This window comes from Arthrobacter saudimassiliensis, from assembly GCF_059090665.1.
Genome location: NZ_JBNHFX010000005.1, coordinates 174,688 through 189,094, shown reverse-complemented (window position 1 = coordinate 189,094; position 14,407 = coordinate 174,688). Strand labels below are relative to the sequence as shown.

Sequence of the window (14,407 nt, the reverse complement as noted above, 5' to 3'; positions counted from 1 at the left end):
CGGCGCGTGCCGGCAGCAGCCAGCTGCGGCATGTGCAGATATCACTCTCACTGCTGAAGAAGGTGCCCATGAGGTCGCATCACGTCCGGTCACGCGCGCACACCACCCGACCAGGAACACACCGCAGGCGCAGACACACAGCCTGGTGGGCGCTCCTGGTCACTGCAGCGATGGTCCTGCTGCCCTTTGCAGCCCCGGCACAGGCACGGGTGGGCGATATTGCCGGTGTCGTTTCTCCGATCTTCGGCCCCAACACCGACATCCAGATGACTGGTACGGGTGCGGGGCAGAACGTCCTCGGTGCCGTCCCGGCCGCTCCGACGCCGCAGGATCCCACGGCGCCCTACCCGGACGCGCCGCCGGCCGGTTACACCCCGGAGAACGGTTTTGCCGGGATCATCACCACCGCCAGTATCGACGACCCCACCCTCACGGGAGAGATGTACTGCATCAACATCAGGGTGCTGACCGAGCCGGGAATCGGTTATGAGAACGGGACCTGGGCGGAATCGAATGTCGCGAACGTCGGCTACGTCGCATATATCCTGAACAACTACTATCCCGCGAATCCCGCAGCGCCTGCCGGCCTGACCGCAGATCAGCAGGCGGCGGCCGTGCAGGCGGCGATCTGGTATTTCTCTGACGGGTTTGTCCTCAATACCGACCAGACAGCCATCCGCCCTGCTGTGGAAGCCATCATTGCGGATGCGCAGGCCAACGGGCCCGTTGTCGAACCGCCGGCACCGAACGTCACCATCACGCCGCCGTCGGCAGCCGCGCCCGTGGGGTCTCCCGCCGGCCCGTTCACCGTGGCCGCCGAGAACGCCGCCGTCGTCACCGTGTCGGTTCCCGAAGGGTTCACCATGTACAGCGACGCTGCTGGAACGGTGGAGATTGCGAACGGCTCCGAGGTCGCTTCCGGAACCCAGATCTGGATCCGCAGTGCCGCAGTCATCCCGGACTCGGGTGTCCTATCGGCCCGGGCGGCGGTGACGGTCCAGCGGGGCGAGGTGTACCTGTACGACGGCAACAATCCGGCCATCACCGATGCCCAGCGGCTGATCCTGGCCCAGACCGCGGTCTTGGAAGCGACGGCCCAGGCCACTGCCGAGTTCTTCCCGGTGGGAGACCTGTCGGTGACCAAATCGTTCCTCGGGAACGCGGCAGGCCAGCAGGGCGCCGGGCAGTTGCTGATCGACTGCGGTGAGGGGTATGTCTTCACCGCCGATGTACCGGCCGGCGCCGTTGAGCCTGCGACATTCGTCTTCACGGATATCCCGGTGGGAGCGACCTGTGTGATCACCGAGCCCGTTACGGGTGCCACCACGGCCGTGGATGTCACGACCGACGCTCCCCAGGAAGCTGTCCTCACCGCCGACGGCGCCGCCGTCGCCGTCACCAACACGGTCAGCTACCGGCCCGGCAGCCTGAACGTGACCAAGGTGGTCACCGGAACCGGCGCCGGACTGCAGGGCGAGATCACCGTCAATGTGGTCTGCGGCGAGGTGCTGAACGAAACCATCCTCCTGCCCGCCGGCAGCGCGGCCGGGGAGTACGTGCAGGCGTTTGCTGACCTGCCGGCCGGCACCGAATGCACGGTCACCGAGACGGCGTCCGGCGCCGTACAGGGCGTCCAGGTGACCGGCGGGGACCCGGTGACCGTCGCCGTGCAGCCCGGGGCCGCCGTCGACGCGGTGATCACGAACACCGTCACCCGGGAAGAGGCGCCGGCGCCCGCTCCCGACCAGCCCGGCAGCCTGCCGGAGACGGGTGCCTCGTCGGCCCTGCCTCTGCTGTCGGCCGGTGCCGCAGCCCTTGCGGCCGGGTCCGCGCTGCTTGTTTCCGCGCTCCTTCGCGGACGCAGGAACAATCTGCAGGACTAATTCCCTGGCAGCTGGCTGAGGGGATCGGGGGCCACGGAACGCACCGTGGCCCCCGATCCCTGTCCGCCTACCCTCGGGACCCTGCAGGCGGTCCCGGGAGATCAGCGCCGACGGCGAACGGTGCTGCCGCCACCGACACGAACGGCAGGCCGTCGGCCAGCTGCAGGAGGCCGGCGATACCCAGCAGCAACAGCAGGAGCATCACCAGCGGAAGGGTCCCGAGCCGGGTGAGGCGACCGAAGAAGCCGTCGCCGGGCACCCGGTGCATCAGGGACCGGTTCCGTCCGTAGCCGTTGTAAGGATCGTCCAAGGGGTTGTGCCGCAAGCTCCGTTCCTTCCGCTGAGTCCACTCCGGTCGTCCCCCGTTTTCAGTATCGCCTCGGCGGAGGGGGACCCTCGCCAAACCCGGGGTGAGATGCCGGACGGAGGCGCGTGAGATGCGGCAAGCGCCGGGGCTACGCTGGATTCATGGACTCCCTCTTTTCCCACGCCGCCGACTCCGCGCCGGAGGACGACGGCGGACGGCCCGACGTTGACCTTTCCCGCACTGTTCCCCGTGAAACTGGAGAGGCCGCGACAGGGTTCCTGGAGTACATCCACCTGTGGTGGCCCTCGGAGCTGACCCGCTTCGGAGCCGGAACGTATCTCGAGCTCGAGGACGGGAACCTGGTGGAGACCGGCCCCGACGGAGACGAGCTGCTCTGGGCGGCTGTGACCGGCGTCGAGCCGGACGGCGGGGTGCGGCTGGAATGGCATTTCGGCCAGGCGCCGGGCCGGCCGGGGAACGTCACGATCCGATTCGAAGCCTCCGGACCGCCTGCCCGCCCGGACTCCGCCGGCCCGGACGCGGACGGGACCACGGTACGGCTCCGGCATACCGACATCCATGCCGGCGACGACGGAGAGGTGGCGGACTTCCACGCGTTCTGGGATCAGGCGCTGACACACTACGCCCGGTTCATGGGTGCTCGCTAACCTGATGGAATGACTGACGTGTTGAACGGGCTGCGCAACGTAGCGGGCCTTGAAATGTCCACCGAACCCGATGTGCTGGCCGCGTACGGCCGGGACCAGGGCCCGGTCCTCGACTTCGTGGAACCGCTGGCCGTCGTCCTGCCGGTCACCGTTGAACAGGTGCAGGAGGTCATGCGCTGGGCCAGCAGCACCGGCACCGCCGTGGTGCCCCGCGGCGCCGGCACCGGCGTGTCCGGCGGCGCGCATGCCACCGCCAACTGCATCGTGCTGAGCCTGGAACGGATGAACCGGATCCTGGACATCCGGGTGGAGGACGAGCTGGCCGTCGTTGAACCCGGCGTCATCAACGCCGACCTCAATGCCGCCGTCGCCCCGCACGGGCTGATGTACGCCCCGGATCCGGCCAGCTACCGGATCTCCACCATCGGCGGCAACGTGGCGACCAACGCCGGCGGCCTCCGCTGCGCCAAGTACGGCGTCACCCGCGACTCCGTCCTCGCCCTGGACGTGGTCCTGGCCGACGGCACGCTCATCCACACCGGCCACGGCACCTTCAAGGGCGTAGCCGGCTACGACCTCACCGGGCTGTTTACCGGCTCGGAAGGCACCCTGGGCATCGTCGTCGGCATCACCGTCCGCCTGCGTTACCTGCCCCGGGAGGTCTGCACCGTTGCGGCATTCTTCCCGGATTTCCAGACCGCCGCCGCCGGTGTGCTGGCAGTGGGTGCGGCCCGGGTGCAGCCTGCCATCATGGAACTGCTCGACGGCGAGACCATGGTGTCGCTGGACAGCACCCAGGGCTCGGACCTGCGGGCCCGGGGCGGAGCGCTGCTGCTCATCCAGACCGACGGCTTCGCTGCCGAAACCGAGGCCGCCATGGTCCGCCGCGTCCTCACGGACCTGGGCGGAACGGTGAGCACCGAGGACACCGAGGAAGCCGTCCGGCTGGTGGAGCTGCGCCGGCACAGCCGCGGCGACGAGGTCGATGACGAATTCCGGGTGGGCGAGGACGTTGCCGTGCCGCGCTCCAAGCTGGTGCACTACATTGCCGAACTTGAGCAGATGGCCAAGACCCACCGGGTGAAGCTGAAGGTCGTGGCCCACGCCGGAGACGGCAACCTGCACCCCACCTTCTGGATCAACACGAACGAGGCGCCGGAGGGCCTGGACCGGCTCAACGCAGCACTCGACGAGTCCGTCAACGTGGCCCTGGCCATGGGAGGCACCATCACCGGCGAGCACGGCGTGGGCCAGTACAAGCTGCGTTGGCTGCCGCTGGAGCAGGGCGCCCAGGTGCTGGAGTATCAGCGACGGATCAAGGAACTGTTCGACCCGGCGGGAATCCTGAACCCCGGCAAGGCCATCGCCTGACGGGGCCCGCTCAGGCCCTGTCCGCGACGACGACGGCGGCTGCCCCAGATGGAGGTGCAGCCGCCGTCGGGCGCGGGAGGCTAGTCGGCGTCCCGGGCGGAAAGCCGGATCCAGGCGGCGTGGTCCGGGTCCAGCTTCCCGTGCGCGCCCGCTCCGGGGACGCTGGCCGCGAGCAGCTCGCCGGCGGGAAGCTCCACCGGCTCGGTCCCCATGTTCATGATCGCCAGGACGCCGTTGTTCACGAAGGCGACCACATCGGCCGGTGCCTGCACCCACCAGGCCAGGGTCCCGTGTCCGAGGTCCAGCCGGCGCCGCAGGTCCAGGGCATGCTTGTAGAAGTTCAGCGTCGAGTCGGCGTCCTGTTCCTGCACGTCGCGTGCAAGCTCGCCCCATTCCGAGGGCTGGGGCAGCCAGCTGACTCCCGCTTCGGAGAACCCGTACGACGGCGCGTCCTTCCGCCAGGGCAGGGGAACCCGGGAGCCGTCCCGGCCGACGCGTTCACCGCCGGTGCGGTGGAAGGTGGGGTCCTGCCGGAATTCGTGCGGAATCATGGTGTGGTCCGGCAGCCCCAGTTCCTCGCCCTGGTACAGGTACACCCCGCCCGGCAGGCCCAGCATGAGCAGGGTCGCGGCCCGGGCCCGGACCAGGCCCAGCACATGGTCGGGCTGCTGGTCCCGGGGGCCGATGCCGTCGCCGCTGCGCAGGTCGTGGGCCTGCAGCCCGAAGCGGGAGACGTGCCGGACAACGTCGTGGTTGGACAGCACCCACGTCGTCGGCGCGCCCACGGCGTCAAAGGCGGTCAGCGAGGACTCGATGATGCGGCGCAGCTCGGGCGCATCCCAGGGGTGGTGCAGGTAGGCGAAGTTGAACGTCTGGTGCATTTCGTCCGGGCGGACCCACTTGGCCAGACGCTCGACGGGATCGATGGTGGCCTCGGCGCAGAGCACCCGGTCCCCGTCGTAGGAATCGAGGATCCGGCGCCAGGAGCGGAAGATGTCGTGGATGCCGTCCTGGCCGAACATCGGCGCCTCGTGGCCGGGGAATCCCTCGCTGGTGGAGCCGTCGGCGCGCCCGCCCCAGTCCGGCAGCCCGGACTTCTTGATCAGGGCGTGCGCGACGTCCACCCGGAAGCCGCCGACGCCGCGGTCCAGCCAGAAGCGCAGGATCCGCTCGAATTCGTCGTGCACGGCGGGGTTGTCCCAGTTGAAGTCCGGCTGCGAGGAGTCGAACAGGTGCAGGTACCACTGGCCCGGCGTGCCGTCCGGCTCGGTGATGCGCGTCCATGCCGGTCCGCCGAAATGGGATTCCCAGTTGTTGGGCGGCAGCTCGCCGTGCTCACCGCGTCCGCCCCGGAAGACGAACATGTCCCGGGCCGGGGAGCCCGCCGGGGCAGCCAGGGCGGCCTGGAACAGGACGTGCCGGTCGGAGCAGTGATTGGGCACCAGGTCGACAATGATCCGGATGCCCTGCCGGGACGCTTCGGCGACCAGGGCGTCGAAGTCCTCGAGCGTGCCGAAGATCGGGTCGACGGAGCAGTAGTCCTCGACGTCGTACCCGGCGTCCTTCTGCGGCGACTTGTAGAAGGGCGAAAGCCAGACGGCGTCAATGTGCAGCTCGGCCAGGCGCGGCAGCTCCGCGGTGATGCCCCGAAGGTCGCCCACGCCGTCGCCGCGCAGGTCGCGGAAGGAGCGGGGGTAGACCTGGTAGATGACCGACGAGCGCCACCACTGGTGCCCGGGCTGACGGAGATGGACGGGTTTCACGCGAAGGCCGGTGTGCGGATCAACGGTTTCTTCGAGCGGTTTCTCCATGCTGCCAATCATCCTTTGGATTGCGGTTGCGGTTTCCGGACAGACTGCTTATCCACCATTTAACGTCAGCGGCACCCCTGCGCGTGCCCGGGCCCCGGCGTGAAGGTGGCCACAGCCCGGAAACGCCGGAACGGTAGACTGTCCGCGTGAATGATCCGCAGCACTCCAGGGGGAACAACGTGACCGACGTCAATGGCAGCGGAGGGCAGCAGCCCGGGCAGCAGCCGTACGGACAGCAGCAGGCCGGGCAGCCGCAGCAGTATCCGCAGCAGTATGCCCAGCAGCCGTACGGGCAGCCCTATGGAATGCCGGGCCAGGGCGGGCCCGCCGGCTACGGATACCCGCCCGAGAACCCGGGCAAGACGTTCGGCATCATTGGCCTGGTCCTGGCCTTCTTCCCGGTCCTGAGCATCGGCGGCCTGGTCCTGAGCATCATGGGCCTGCGCCGCTCCAAGCGGGCCAACATGGGCAACGTCCCTGCCGTGGTCGGCATCGTCCTCTCCGCACTGAACATCCTGTTCACCGTGCTGACGACGATTATCCTGGTGATCGGCATGACCGCGCTCATCACCACCTGCCAGGATCTCGGCCCGGGCACGCATTACGTGGACGGCGTCGAATACACCTGCGGCAGCGTCTAGACCGATCCGGCGGCGGGACGCGTTCTCAGCCGGTCCCGCCGCCGCCCAGGATTTTCAGGGTCTTGGTGTCCGCCGTCAGCAGGATGGCCGCCTCGTCCCGGCGGTGGCGCAGGATGTTGTCCATGTAGGACTGCACGGCCTCGGCCATGGGCACGTTGCGGTTCTGTTCCTCGGACATGTACCAGCGGTGCTCGAGCACCTCGTGGACCACTTCGGCCGGCTCCAGCTTGCTGCCCAGCTCCTGCGGCATCGCCCTGACGATCGGCTGGAACACCTGGGAGACCCACAGATGGGCGCTCAGCTCCTCGTCGAGCTCGGGATGGTTGTCGGCCCGGTAGGAGTCCATGTCGTTGAGCAGCCGGCGGGCCTGGTTCTCCTGCGCGTCGAGCCCGGTCAGCCGCAGCAGCCGGCGCTGGTGGTGGCCGGCGTCGACCACCTTCGGCTGCAGCTGCACCTGCGTGCCGTCGGCGGTGGTGCGGATGGCCAGCTCGTCGACGTCGAACCCCAGGTCGTTGAGCCTGCGGATGCGGGCGTCCACCCGCCATCGCTCGCCCGGAGCGAAGGTCTCCTGTTCGGTCAGCTCCCGCCACAGGTTGCGGTAACTGTCCATGATCCGCTCGCTGGTGGCCAGCGGGTCGACGCTCTCCTCGATCAGGTTGCCCTCGGCCAGGTCCATCAGCTCGCCGGCGATGTTCACCCGGGCGATCTCGAGGTCGTACTCACGCTGCCCGCTGGAAAGCTCGGGATAGAGCTCTCCGGTTTCCGCGTCCACCAGGTAGGCGGCGAAGGCGCCGGCGTCGCGCCGGAACAGGGTGTTGGACAGCGAGACGTCGCCCCAGTAGAAGCCGGCCAGGTGCAGGCGCACCAGGAGCAGCGCCTGGGCGTCGATGAGCCGGGTCAGGGTGTTCTGCCGCAGGGTCTGTGAGAACACCGCCCGGTAGGGGAGGGAGAACCGCAGGTGCCGGGTCACCAGGACCGGATCCAGCGGCTCGCCGTGTTCATCGCTGCGGCCGGTGATGACGGCGACGGGCGCCACGCACGGAACATTGAGCCGGCGGAGCTTGCGCAGCATGTGGTACTCGTGCCGGGCAATGTGCTCGCCGGTCTCCTTGATCGCGATCAGTGAATCGCCCAGTCGGGCGAAACGCACCACGTGGCGGGAAATGCCGCGCGGCAGAGCCGCCAGGCGGTCGGTGGGCCACTCCTCCAGCGGCAGGTGCCAGGGCAGGTCCAGCAGGGCCGGGTCCATGGACGCACTGGTCACGTCCAGCGACCCCAGGCTTCGTGCGCCGGACTCCTCATGTGGGCGGGGCAGCTTCCCCGCCTGCTCCCAGTCGGTGGGTTCGTTGCGCCAGTTGGCGCGCGCGGTGTCGGTCATAGCGGTCCCTGCCTGCATGAATCGTTGGACGCTGCGGACTTAAGGCTGAACGGCGACCCCCTGACCCAAATCTTAGAACAGGTCAGGAGGCCGCCGCAGGGGATTCAGCCGGTGGAAGACAGGTCAGGCCTCGTCCGCCAGCCGCTCTCCGCTGGAGGAATCGAACAGGTGCACATGTCCCTGCTGGGGGCGCACATAGATGGTCTCGCCCTTCATCGGCGGGCGGCGGCCGTCCACGCGGGCCACGATCTGGTGCTCGGTGCCGTCGAGGTCGGTGTGTCCGTAGATGTAGGCATCGGCGCCGAGCTCCTCGACCACGTCCACCTCGACCTTGAGTCCGGCGCCTTCGCCCACGGTCTCCAGGTCCTCGGGGCGGACGCCGAGGGTGACGGTCCGGCCGGCGCTGCCGAGCACGCTGCTGGCAACCGGGTAGACGGTGCCGCCGAAGGCGACGCCGCCGTCGACGACGGGAAGCTCGAGCAGGTTCATGGCGGGGGAGCCGATGAAGCCGGCCACGAAGACGTTGTCCGGGTGGTCGTAGAGCCGGCGCGGGGTGTCGACCTGCTGGAGGACGCCGTCCTTGAGCACCGCCACGCGGTCGCCCATGGTCATGGCCTCGGTCTGGTCGTGGGTGACGTAGACGGTGGTGACGCCGAGCCGGCGGGTGAGCGAGGCGATCTGGGTGCGGGTTTGCACGCGCAGCTTCGCATCCAGGTTGGACAGCGGCTCATCCATGAGGAACACCTGCGGGTTCCGGACGATGGCCCGGCCCATGGCAACGCGCTGGCGCTGGCCGCCGGAGAGTGCCTTGGGCTTGCGGTCGAGGTAGTCCTCCAGGTCCAGCAGCTTCGCCGCTTCCTGGACCCGCTTCATCCGCTCTTCCTTGGACACGCCCGCGATCTTGAGGGCGAAGCCCATGTTGTCGGCCACCGACATGTGCGGGTAGAGCGCGTAGTTCTGGAAGACCATGGCAATGTCACGGTCCTTCGGCGGGACATCGGTCACGTCGCGGTCGCCGATGAGGATGCTGCCGGAGTTGACGTCCTCGAGGCCTGCGAGCATCCGCAGGGAGGTGGACTTGCCGCAGCCGGAGGGGCCGACGAGGACCAGGAACTCGCCGTCGGCGATCTGCAGGTCCAGGCCGTCCACGGCCGGGCGGTCAGTGCCCGGATACAGGCGCGTGGCCTTGTCGAAAGTTACCGTTGCCATGGTGGTATTTCCCTTCACGGGCAGGTACGTGCCCGACGATCCGTTGTGAATGGGTGTGTATTCAATTCGCTGTCCCTGCGCGCGGGACAGGGTCAGTATGGCACGCGTTTCCGCTTTGTGAAAGGAAAAGTTTCAGCCCACGGCGGCGCTGCGCAGGCGCAGCAGCTCGGTCAGCACGCCGCTCATTTCCTCGGGTGAATCCACCCGGAACGCCGCTGCGGTGGCGCCCGGGCCCACCTTGATGCCGAGGTCCTGCGGCTGAAGCACCGCGAAGGCCCGCTCGTCGGTGACGTCGTCGCCGCCGAAGAGGACGGCGGTCGCGCCCGTGAGTTCGCGCAGCGCCTGGATGCCTTCGCCCTTGCTGGTGCGGATGACGGAGGCCTCCAGCACGGCTTTGCCGTCGGTGACGTGCACGCCGTCCAGCTCGCCGAGCCGCTCGCGGGCCTGGGCGGTGGCCGCGGACGCGACGTCGTCGGCGACGCTGCGGGTGTGCAGTACGACGCCGGCCGGCTTGTGCTCGATCCGGCAGCCGGGACATGCGTCGACGACTTCCTGGACCGCCGTCCGGGCCCGGGCGAGCAGGTCGGCCTGCTCCGGGGTCAGCTGCAGCGGTTCGGCGTTGGGCCCGGTCCAGGTTTCGGCGCCGTGGCTGCCGATCAGCAGGGTTTCCGGTTCGGGGGCGGCCACCAGGCGCAGGCTGTCCAGGGCCCGGCCGGAGATCAGCGCCGTCAGCGTTCGGGGCAGTGCGGCGAGCTGCTGCACGGCGGCTGCCGACTCCGGCAGCGGGCGGGCGTCGTCGGCGTGTTCGACCAGCGGCGAGAGGGTGCCGTCAAAGTCCAGGGCGACCAGCAGCGTTTCGGTGCCCGCCAGTTCGGCCAGTGCCGCCTGCAGGTCGGAATCGGGGATGCTCATGCGTCCTCCGTGTTGCGCAGGGCGGTGAGGAAGTCCTGGGACCAGCGTTCGACGTCGTTCTGCAGCACCTGGCGGCGCATCAGGCGCATCCGGCGCTGGGCTTCCCGGTCCGGCATCTGCATGGCGGTGACGATGGCGTCCTTGAGCCCGTCGATGTCGTGCGGGTTCACCAGCACCGCCTGGCGCAGCTGGTCCGCCGCGCCGGCGAACTCGCTGAGCACCAGCACGCCGGAGTTGTTGGTCCGGGCGGCCACGTATTCCTTGGCCACCAGGTTCATGCCGTCGCGCAGGGCGGTGACGAGCATGACGTCGGCGGCCAGGTAGAGGGCCACCATCTCCTCCACCGGGTAGCTGTGGTGCAGGTAGCGGATCGCGGTGTTGGAGATGGTGTCGAAGGTGCCGCTGATCCGGCCCACGGTGCCCTCGACCTCCTCGCGCAGCAGCCGGTACTGTTCCACGCGCTCGCGGCTGGGGCTGGCGACCTGGATCAGCGAGGCGCCCTCCACGGTGATCCGCCCGTCCTCCAGGAGCTCGCCGTAGGCCTTCAGCCGGTGGCTGATGCCCTTGGTGTAGTCGAGGCGGTCCACGCCCAGCAGCACGACGTCGGGATCGCCCAGCTCCTGGCGGATCTGCTTGGAGCGGGCGAGGACGTCCTCGCGCTGGGCGAGCTCGGTGATCTGGTTGGCGTCGATGGAGATGGGGAACGCCTCGGCGCGGGAGATGTGCGAAGTGCCGTCCTCGGCGGTGACATGCACCTGCTGAGCGCGGATGGTGTGGCCGGCGTAGCGGCGCACGCAGCGCAGGAAGTTGCTGGCGTCGCCGGAGCGCTGGAAGCCGATGAGGTCGGCGCCGAGGAGCCCGGCAATGATGTTCCGGCGCCAGGGCAGCTGGGCGAAGATCTCCATGGGTGGGAACGGGATGTGGTTGAAGAAGCCGATCTTCAGGTCCGGGCGCTGCTTCCGCAGCAGCTGCGGGACCAGCTGCAGCTGGTAGTCCTGCACCCAGACGGTGGCGCCCTCGGCGGCGATCTCCGCCGCGGCCTGCGCGAAGCGCTCGTTCACGGCGCGGTAGGCGTCCCACCAGGTCCGGTGGAACTCCGGCGGCGCGACGACGTCGTGGTAGAGGGGCCACAGCGTGGCGTTGGAGAAGCCCTCGTAGTACAGCTCCACCTCATCGGCGGACAGCGGCACCGGCCGCAGGTGGATGTTGTCGTGGTCGAACTCGTCGAGGGTCTCGTCGGGTGCGCCGTGCCAGCCCACCCACGCGCCGTCGGCCTTCGCCATCACCGGCGCGAGGGCGGTCACCAGTCCGCCGGGGGAGCGGCGCCACGATTCGCCGTCGGGCCCGCTGACGCGGTCCACCGGCAGCCGGTTGGACACCACGATGAAGTCGAAATCGCCGTACCCGTCCGCTTGATTTTCCTTGCCCGGATCAACGGCCGCAGCGTCCACGATCAGCACTCCTCTGTTTCTGGGGTCTCTCCGCCACTCTATCGAAGAGGGAACCGGCGCGCGGGGGGTGCGCGTTAGGCGTAAGGAAGAACCCCCCAGCTGCGATAGCTAGACTGTAGGCAGTTTTGCCACCATGCCCGGTGGAAGGTTATCGCTGAGAGACGTGAGGACACATGAGCAATCCCAGGCCGACCAAGGCTGAGCGGACCGCGGAGGCACGGGAGAAGGCCCGCGCGCTGCGTGAGGAACAGCTGCGCAAGGAAAAGCGGAACAAGCTGCTGGTGCGCTGGGGCGTAGTGGTCGCGGTCGTCGCGGTCATCGCCCTGATCTTCGCCGTGGTGTTCAGCAACATGAACCGCTCCATTCCGGCCGCCGGCCCGGCGCCCGCCAACGGCAACCTGGACGGCGGCGTGACGCTGACCTCCACCACCTCCCTGGCACCGACCGACGGCGGCGAGGTGGACACCGAGAACCTGCCCGAGGGCACCGGCGAGGGCCAGCCGCCGCGCGGCGTCGAGCCGGCAGCCGAGGGCGAACCGGTGCCGATCGTGGTCTACGCCGACGTGAACTGCGTGCACTGCGCCACCTTCGAAGACGTCTACGGCGACCAGATCGCCCAGTGGCTCGACGCCGGCGAGGTCACCTACGAGTACCGCCTGGTCTCGTTCCTGGACCGGAACTCGCCCACGAACTACTCCTCCCGCGGAGCCAACGCGGCCGCCTGCGTCGCGGACACCGCCCCGGAGTCCTACTGGGACTTCACCGCGGCGATCTTCGCCCAGCATGCCCAGGGCGAGGTCGACAACCAGGGCCTGGCCGACATGGCCGCCTCCGTGGGCGCCGAAGGCGCCGAGGACTGCATCAAGAACGACGGCTTCCGCACCTACGTGAAGTACACCACCGATCTGGCGCAGGCCGACGGCGTGGAAGGCACCCCGACCGTGTACGTCAACGGCACCGAGGCGAACCTGGACGCCTTCACCGAGACCGTCCAGGCAGCCATCGACGGCAACGGCGGCGCGGACTCGGAGTAGCAACCTGCAGGGCCCGACGGCGTGCGGCCCCGGTTTCCACCGGGACCCCGCCGTCGGCTACCCTTGAGGGGCTGGCCTCGCGCCAGCCCCGCCGGGCACGCTCCCGGCACCGCCTCCTTAGCTCAGTTGGCCAGAGCACCTGTCTTGTAAACAGGGGGTCGCCGGTTCGAATCCGGCAGGGGGCTCCATTCCACCGAAAACCCTCCCAGCACGCGTAGCGCTGATCAGGAGGGACAACTTCGGGCTTCAAAGTGGATGGCGTGAGAGTCGGCTGCGTTGTGGCAGGCCTATAGCGTGGTTTCCTATAGAGATACGCAGCAGCACATGGAACATCGGGGGGATGCTCTTGATTTACAAGATCAATGATCTAAAGAATGCTCTCCGCATCTGCGAAGCATGTAAGGACTCCGGGCATGAAAGGTGTCATAGTGCCCAAGACTGCGCAGATATGCTGGCGGCGATTCAATGTGAAATGCGGTCCTATCAGCAGGCTGCACAGTTTGGATTAGGGGTATTCGACCCGTCCAAGAATCCCTATGGGCCTACGGCAGCGAGCACGACGGGAGAGCTAATCGCAGCAGTTGAACAGCTGGTCCTGAGCTCCCCTTGGCTTGACGGGCTTCGACGCTCCGTATGGGCTACGTCGGCGTTGGCTCGTCTGGGCGAAAGAGGGATCCCTGCAGACGCGGTATTGCGAAGGCACTTGCGACGCGCACTGAGGAGAAAAATTGCTCTTCACATTGCAATGGCGTGGCGTCAAAGGCAACGGAACCCCGAAATACGGTTACCACTTGTCGTGTCTGACTGGGTGCAGTACTTCGAAAAGGTCGCTGACGACCAGTTGCATGAGTCATCTTCTTGGTTGGATATCCTTATCGCCGCCTCGGCTGGCCCTTTTCGCAAGCAGATCGAGACCTGGATTGACGAGGCAGCGACAGCTCACCTTGTGGACTGGAGGATCTCCGAATACCTCCGAGTAAGAGTTCCTGTTGAGTCTTTGCAGGTAGCGGGTGGGCAAAGTGCTACCCAGTGGGTGTTTGACAGGTTTTCAAAAAACTACCTACATGAATGGGATCCAGGGTCGGTCCCGTGGGAAATCAGTTTCTCTCTTGCCCCTGAAGAGACCGCACGCCGTTGCGGAATGGACGTGTCTAGGCTGTTGGAGAGGCCGTCTTCTGCGGTCCTATCTCTTAGCGCGCTACTGAGACAGCATACGCTCCGGGATGATGATCCGGACATGATCCTGAGCGGAACGACTGAAGTTGAGGTGATGGAAGATATTCTTCACCTCATCCAGAACGAAGGCTTGAAAAGCGCTCAAGACTACGCAAGCGTAATTCTTGAGAGGGACCCTGGGAGCAGGGCCCTCCGTAGGTACTGGGCATTTACGCTGATTCCCACGGACCCAGAAACAGCGCACGATTTCTTTTCGAATGAGGTCATGTCTAGGGAGCCGTGGGTGCGCTTGCTTAATTTGGCTTCTTGCGCAATCGTCCAAAGTGACGCGTTATCGCTGAAAGCGCATGTCGAGCGTGTACGCGAGTCCCTAACCGGCGGAGAGGGCGGCTGGTTCTGGGTGCCGGAGCTGCTCGCGTCAGGAGAGTTTGAAGTTAGGTACTATGACCCGATCGGCTGGTGCGAGGACGCCCTTAGGGCGCTCGTTAGTGCAACGGAGCCAGCCACTTCTTGATTCGGGTTCCCCCCTGCGGCTGATTAATCTGTTGAGGTAGGGCTGAGTTCAA

12 protein-coding genes and 1 tRNA gene are annotated in these 14,407 nt (G+C 67.5%); 7 read left to right on the top strand and 6 right to left on the bottom strand.

Annotated elements, in window-relative coordinates:
• Nucleotides 1–170 precede the first annotated feature (170 nt).
• Nucleotides 171–1,883, top strand: a complete 1,713-nt coding sequence (locus AC5RV6_RS16915; RefSeq protein WP_494008523.1) for a thioester domain-containing protein — start codon at nucleotides 171–173, stop codon at nucleotides 1,881–1,883.
• Between the two features lie 67 nt (nucleotides 1,884–1,950).
• On the opposite strand, the gene AC5RV6_RS16910 is transcribed toward AC5RV6_RS16915, so the two are convergent.
• Nucleotides 1,951–2,208: a hypothetical protein gene (locus AC5RV6_RS16910; RefSeq protein WP_494008522.1), complete on the bottom strand. Its 258-nt coding sequence runs from the start codon at nucleotides 2,206–2,208 to the stop codon at nucleotides 1,951–1,953.
• A gap of 143 nt (nucleotides 2,209–2,351) precedes the next feature.
• Here AC5RV6_RS16910 and AC5RV6_RS16905 point away from each other — a divergent pair, with 143 nt between their 5' ends.
• Nucleotides 2,352–2,858, top strand: a complete 507-nt coding sequence (locus tag AC5RV6_RS16905; protein WP_494008521.1) for an SRPBCC family protein — start codon at nucleotides 2,352–2,354, stop codon at nucleotides 2,856–2,858.
• Nucleotides 2,859–2,912: 54 nt separating this feature from the next.
• The gene (locus tag AC5RV6_RS16900; RefSeq protein ID WP_494008530.1) at nucleotides 2,913–4,229 is read left to right on the top strand and encodes an FAD-binding oxidoreductase; all 1,317 of its coding nucleotides are present in this window, start codon (nucleotides 2,913–2,915) and stop codon (nucleotides 4,227–4,229) included.
• Nucleotides 4,230–4,309: 80 nt separating this feature from the next.
• Here AC5RV6_RS16900 and AC5RV6_RS16895 read toward each other — a convergent pair whose 3' ends face one another.
• Nucleotides 4,310–6,040, bottom strand: coding sequence for a glycoside hydrolase family 13 protein (locus tag AC5RV6_RS16895; RefSeq protein ID WP_494008520.1), 1,731 nt, complete (start codon nucleotides 6,038–6,040; stop codon nucleotides 4,310–4,312).
• A gap of 146 nt (nucleotides 6,041–6,186) precedes the next feature.
• Here AC5RV6_RS16895 and AC5RV6_RS16890 point away from each other — a divergent pair, with 146 nt between their 5' ends.
• Nucleotides 6,187–6,681 (top strand): hypothetical protein, encoded by a 495-nt coding sequence (locus AC5RV6_RS16890; RefSeq protein ID WP_494008519.1) that lies wholly within the window; start codon nucleotides 6,187–6,189, stop codon nucleotides 6,679–6,681.
• A 25-nt stretch (nucleotides 6,682–6,706) separates the two neighbouring features.
• Here AC5RV6_RS16890 and AC5RV6_RS16885 read toward each other — a convergent pair whose 3' ends face one another.
• The 4 genes from AC5RV6_RS16885 to AC5RV6_RS16870 form a co-directional block, all read right to left on the bottom strand.
• On the bottom strand, nucleotides 6,707–8,059 hold the full coding sequence (locus AC5RV6_RS16885) for a DUF4032 domain-containing protein (protein WP_494008518.1): 1,353 nt from the start codon (nucleotides 8,057–8,059) through the stop codon (nucleotides 6,707–6,709).
• A 123-nt stretch (nucleotides 8,060–8,182) separates the two neighbouring features.
• The gene (locus AC5RV6_RS16880; RefSeq protein ID WP_494008517.1) at nucleotides 8,183–9,268 is read right to left on the bottom strand and encodes an ABC transporter ATP-binding protein; all 1,086 of its coding nucleotides are present in this window, start codon (nucleotides 9,266–9,268) and stop codon (nucleotides 8,183–8,185) included.
• Nucleotides 9,269–9,400: 132 nt separating this feature from the next.
• Entirely contained in the window at nucleotides 9,401–10,180 is a 780-nt protein-coding gene (otsB, locus tag AC5RV6_RS16875) for a trehalose-phosphatase (protein WP_494008516.1), read from the bottom strand.
• On the bottom strand, nucleotides 10,177–11,631 hold the full coding sequence (locus tag AC5RV6_RS16870) for an alpha,alpha-trehalose-phosphate synthase (UDP-forming) (RefSeq protein ID WP_494008529.1): 1,455 nt from the start codon (nucleotides 11,629–11,631) through the stop codon (nucleotides 10,177–10,179). Before AC5RV6_RS16870 ends, otsB begins: the two co-directional genes overlap by 4 nt.
• Nucleotides 11,632–11,804: 173 nt before the next feature.
• On the opposite strand from AC5RV6_RS16870, the gene AC5RV6_RS16865 reads away from it, so the two are divergent.
• From AC5RV6_RS16865 to AC5RV6_RS16855, 3 genes are all read left to right on the top strand, one after another.
• The gene (locus AC5RV6_RS16865; RefSeq protein ID WP_494008515.1) at nucleotides 11,805–12,665 is read left to right on the top strand and encodes a DsbA family protein; all 861 of its coding nucleotides are present in this window, start codon (nucleotides 11,805–11,807) and stop codon (nucleotides 12,663–12,665) included.
• 111 nt (nucleotides 12,666–12,776) lie between these two features.
• A tRNA-Thr gene (locus AC5RV6_RS16860) sits at nucleotides 12,777–12,853 on the top strand.
• 608 nt (nucleotides 12,854–13,461) lie between these two features.
• Nucleotides 13,462–14,355, top strand: coding sequence for a hypothetical protein (locus AC5RV6_RS16855; RefSeq protein WP_494008514.1), 894 nt, complete (start codon nucleotides 13,462–13,464; stop codon nucleotides 14,353–14,355).
• Nucleotides 14,356–14,407 lie beyond the last annotated feature (52 nt).

Coding starts and splice junctions, on each gene's coding strand:
- AC5RV6_RS16915 (WP_494008523.1), top strand. CDS start 171: ATGGTCCTGCTGCCCTTTGCAGCCCCGGCACAGGCACGGGTGGGCGAT.
- AC5RV6_RS16905 (WP_494008521.1), top strand. CDS start 2,352: ATGGACTCCCTCTTTTCCCACGCCGCCGACTCCGCGCCGGAGGACGAC.
- AC5RV6_RS16900 (WP_494008530.1), top strand. CDS start 2,913: ATGTCCACCGAACCCGATGTGCTGGCCGCGTACGGCCGGGACCAGGGC.
- AC5RV6_RS16895 (WP_494008520.1), bottom strand. CDS start 6,040: ATGGAGAAACCGCTCGAAGAAACCGTTGATCCGCACACCGGCCTTCGC.
- AC5RV6_RS16885 (WP_494008518.1), bottom strand. CDS start 8,059: ATGACCGACACCGCGCGCGCCAACTGGCGCAACGAACCCACCGACTGG.
- AC5RV6_RS16880 (WP_494008517.1), bottom strand. CDS start 9,268: ATGGCAACGGTAACTTTCGACAAGGCCACGCGCCTGTATCCGGGCACT.
- otsB (WP_494008516.1), bottom strand. CDS start 10,180: ATGAGCATCCCCGATTCCGACCTGCAGGCGGCACTGGCCGAACTGGCG.
- AC5RV6_RS16865 (WP_494008515.1), top strand. CDS start 11,805: ATGAGCAATCCCAGGCCGACCAAGGCTGAGCGGACCGCGGAGGCACGG.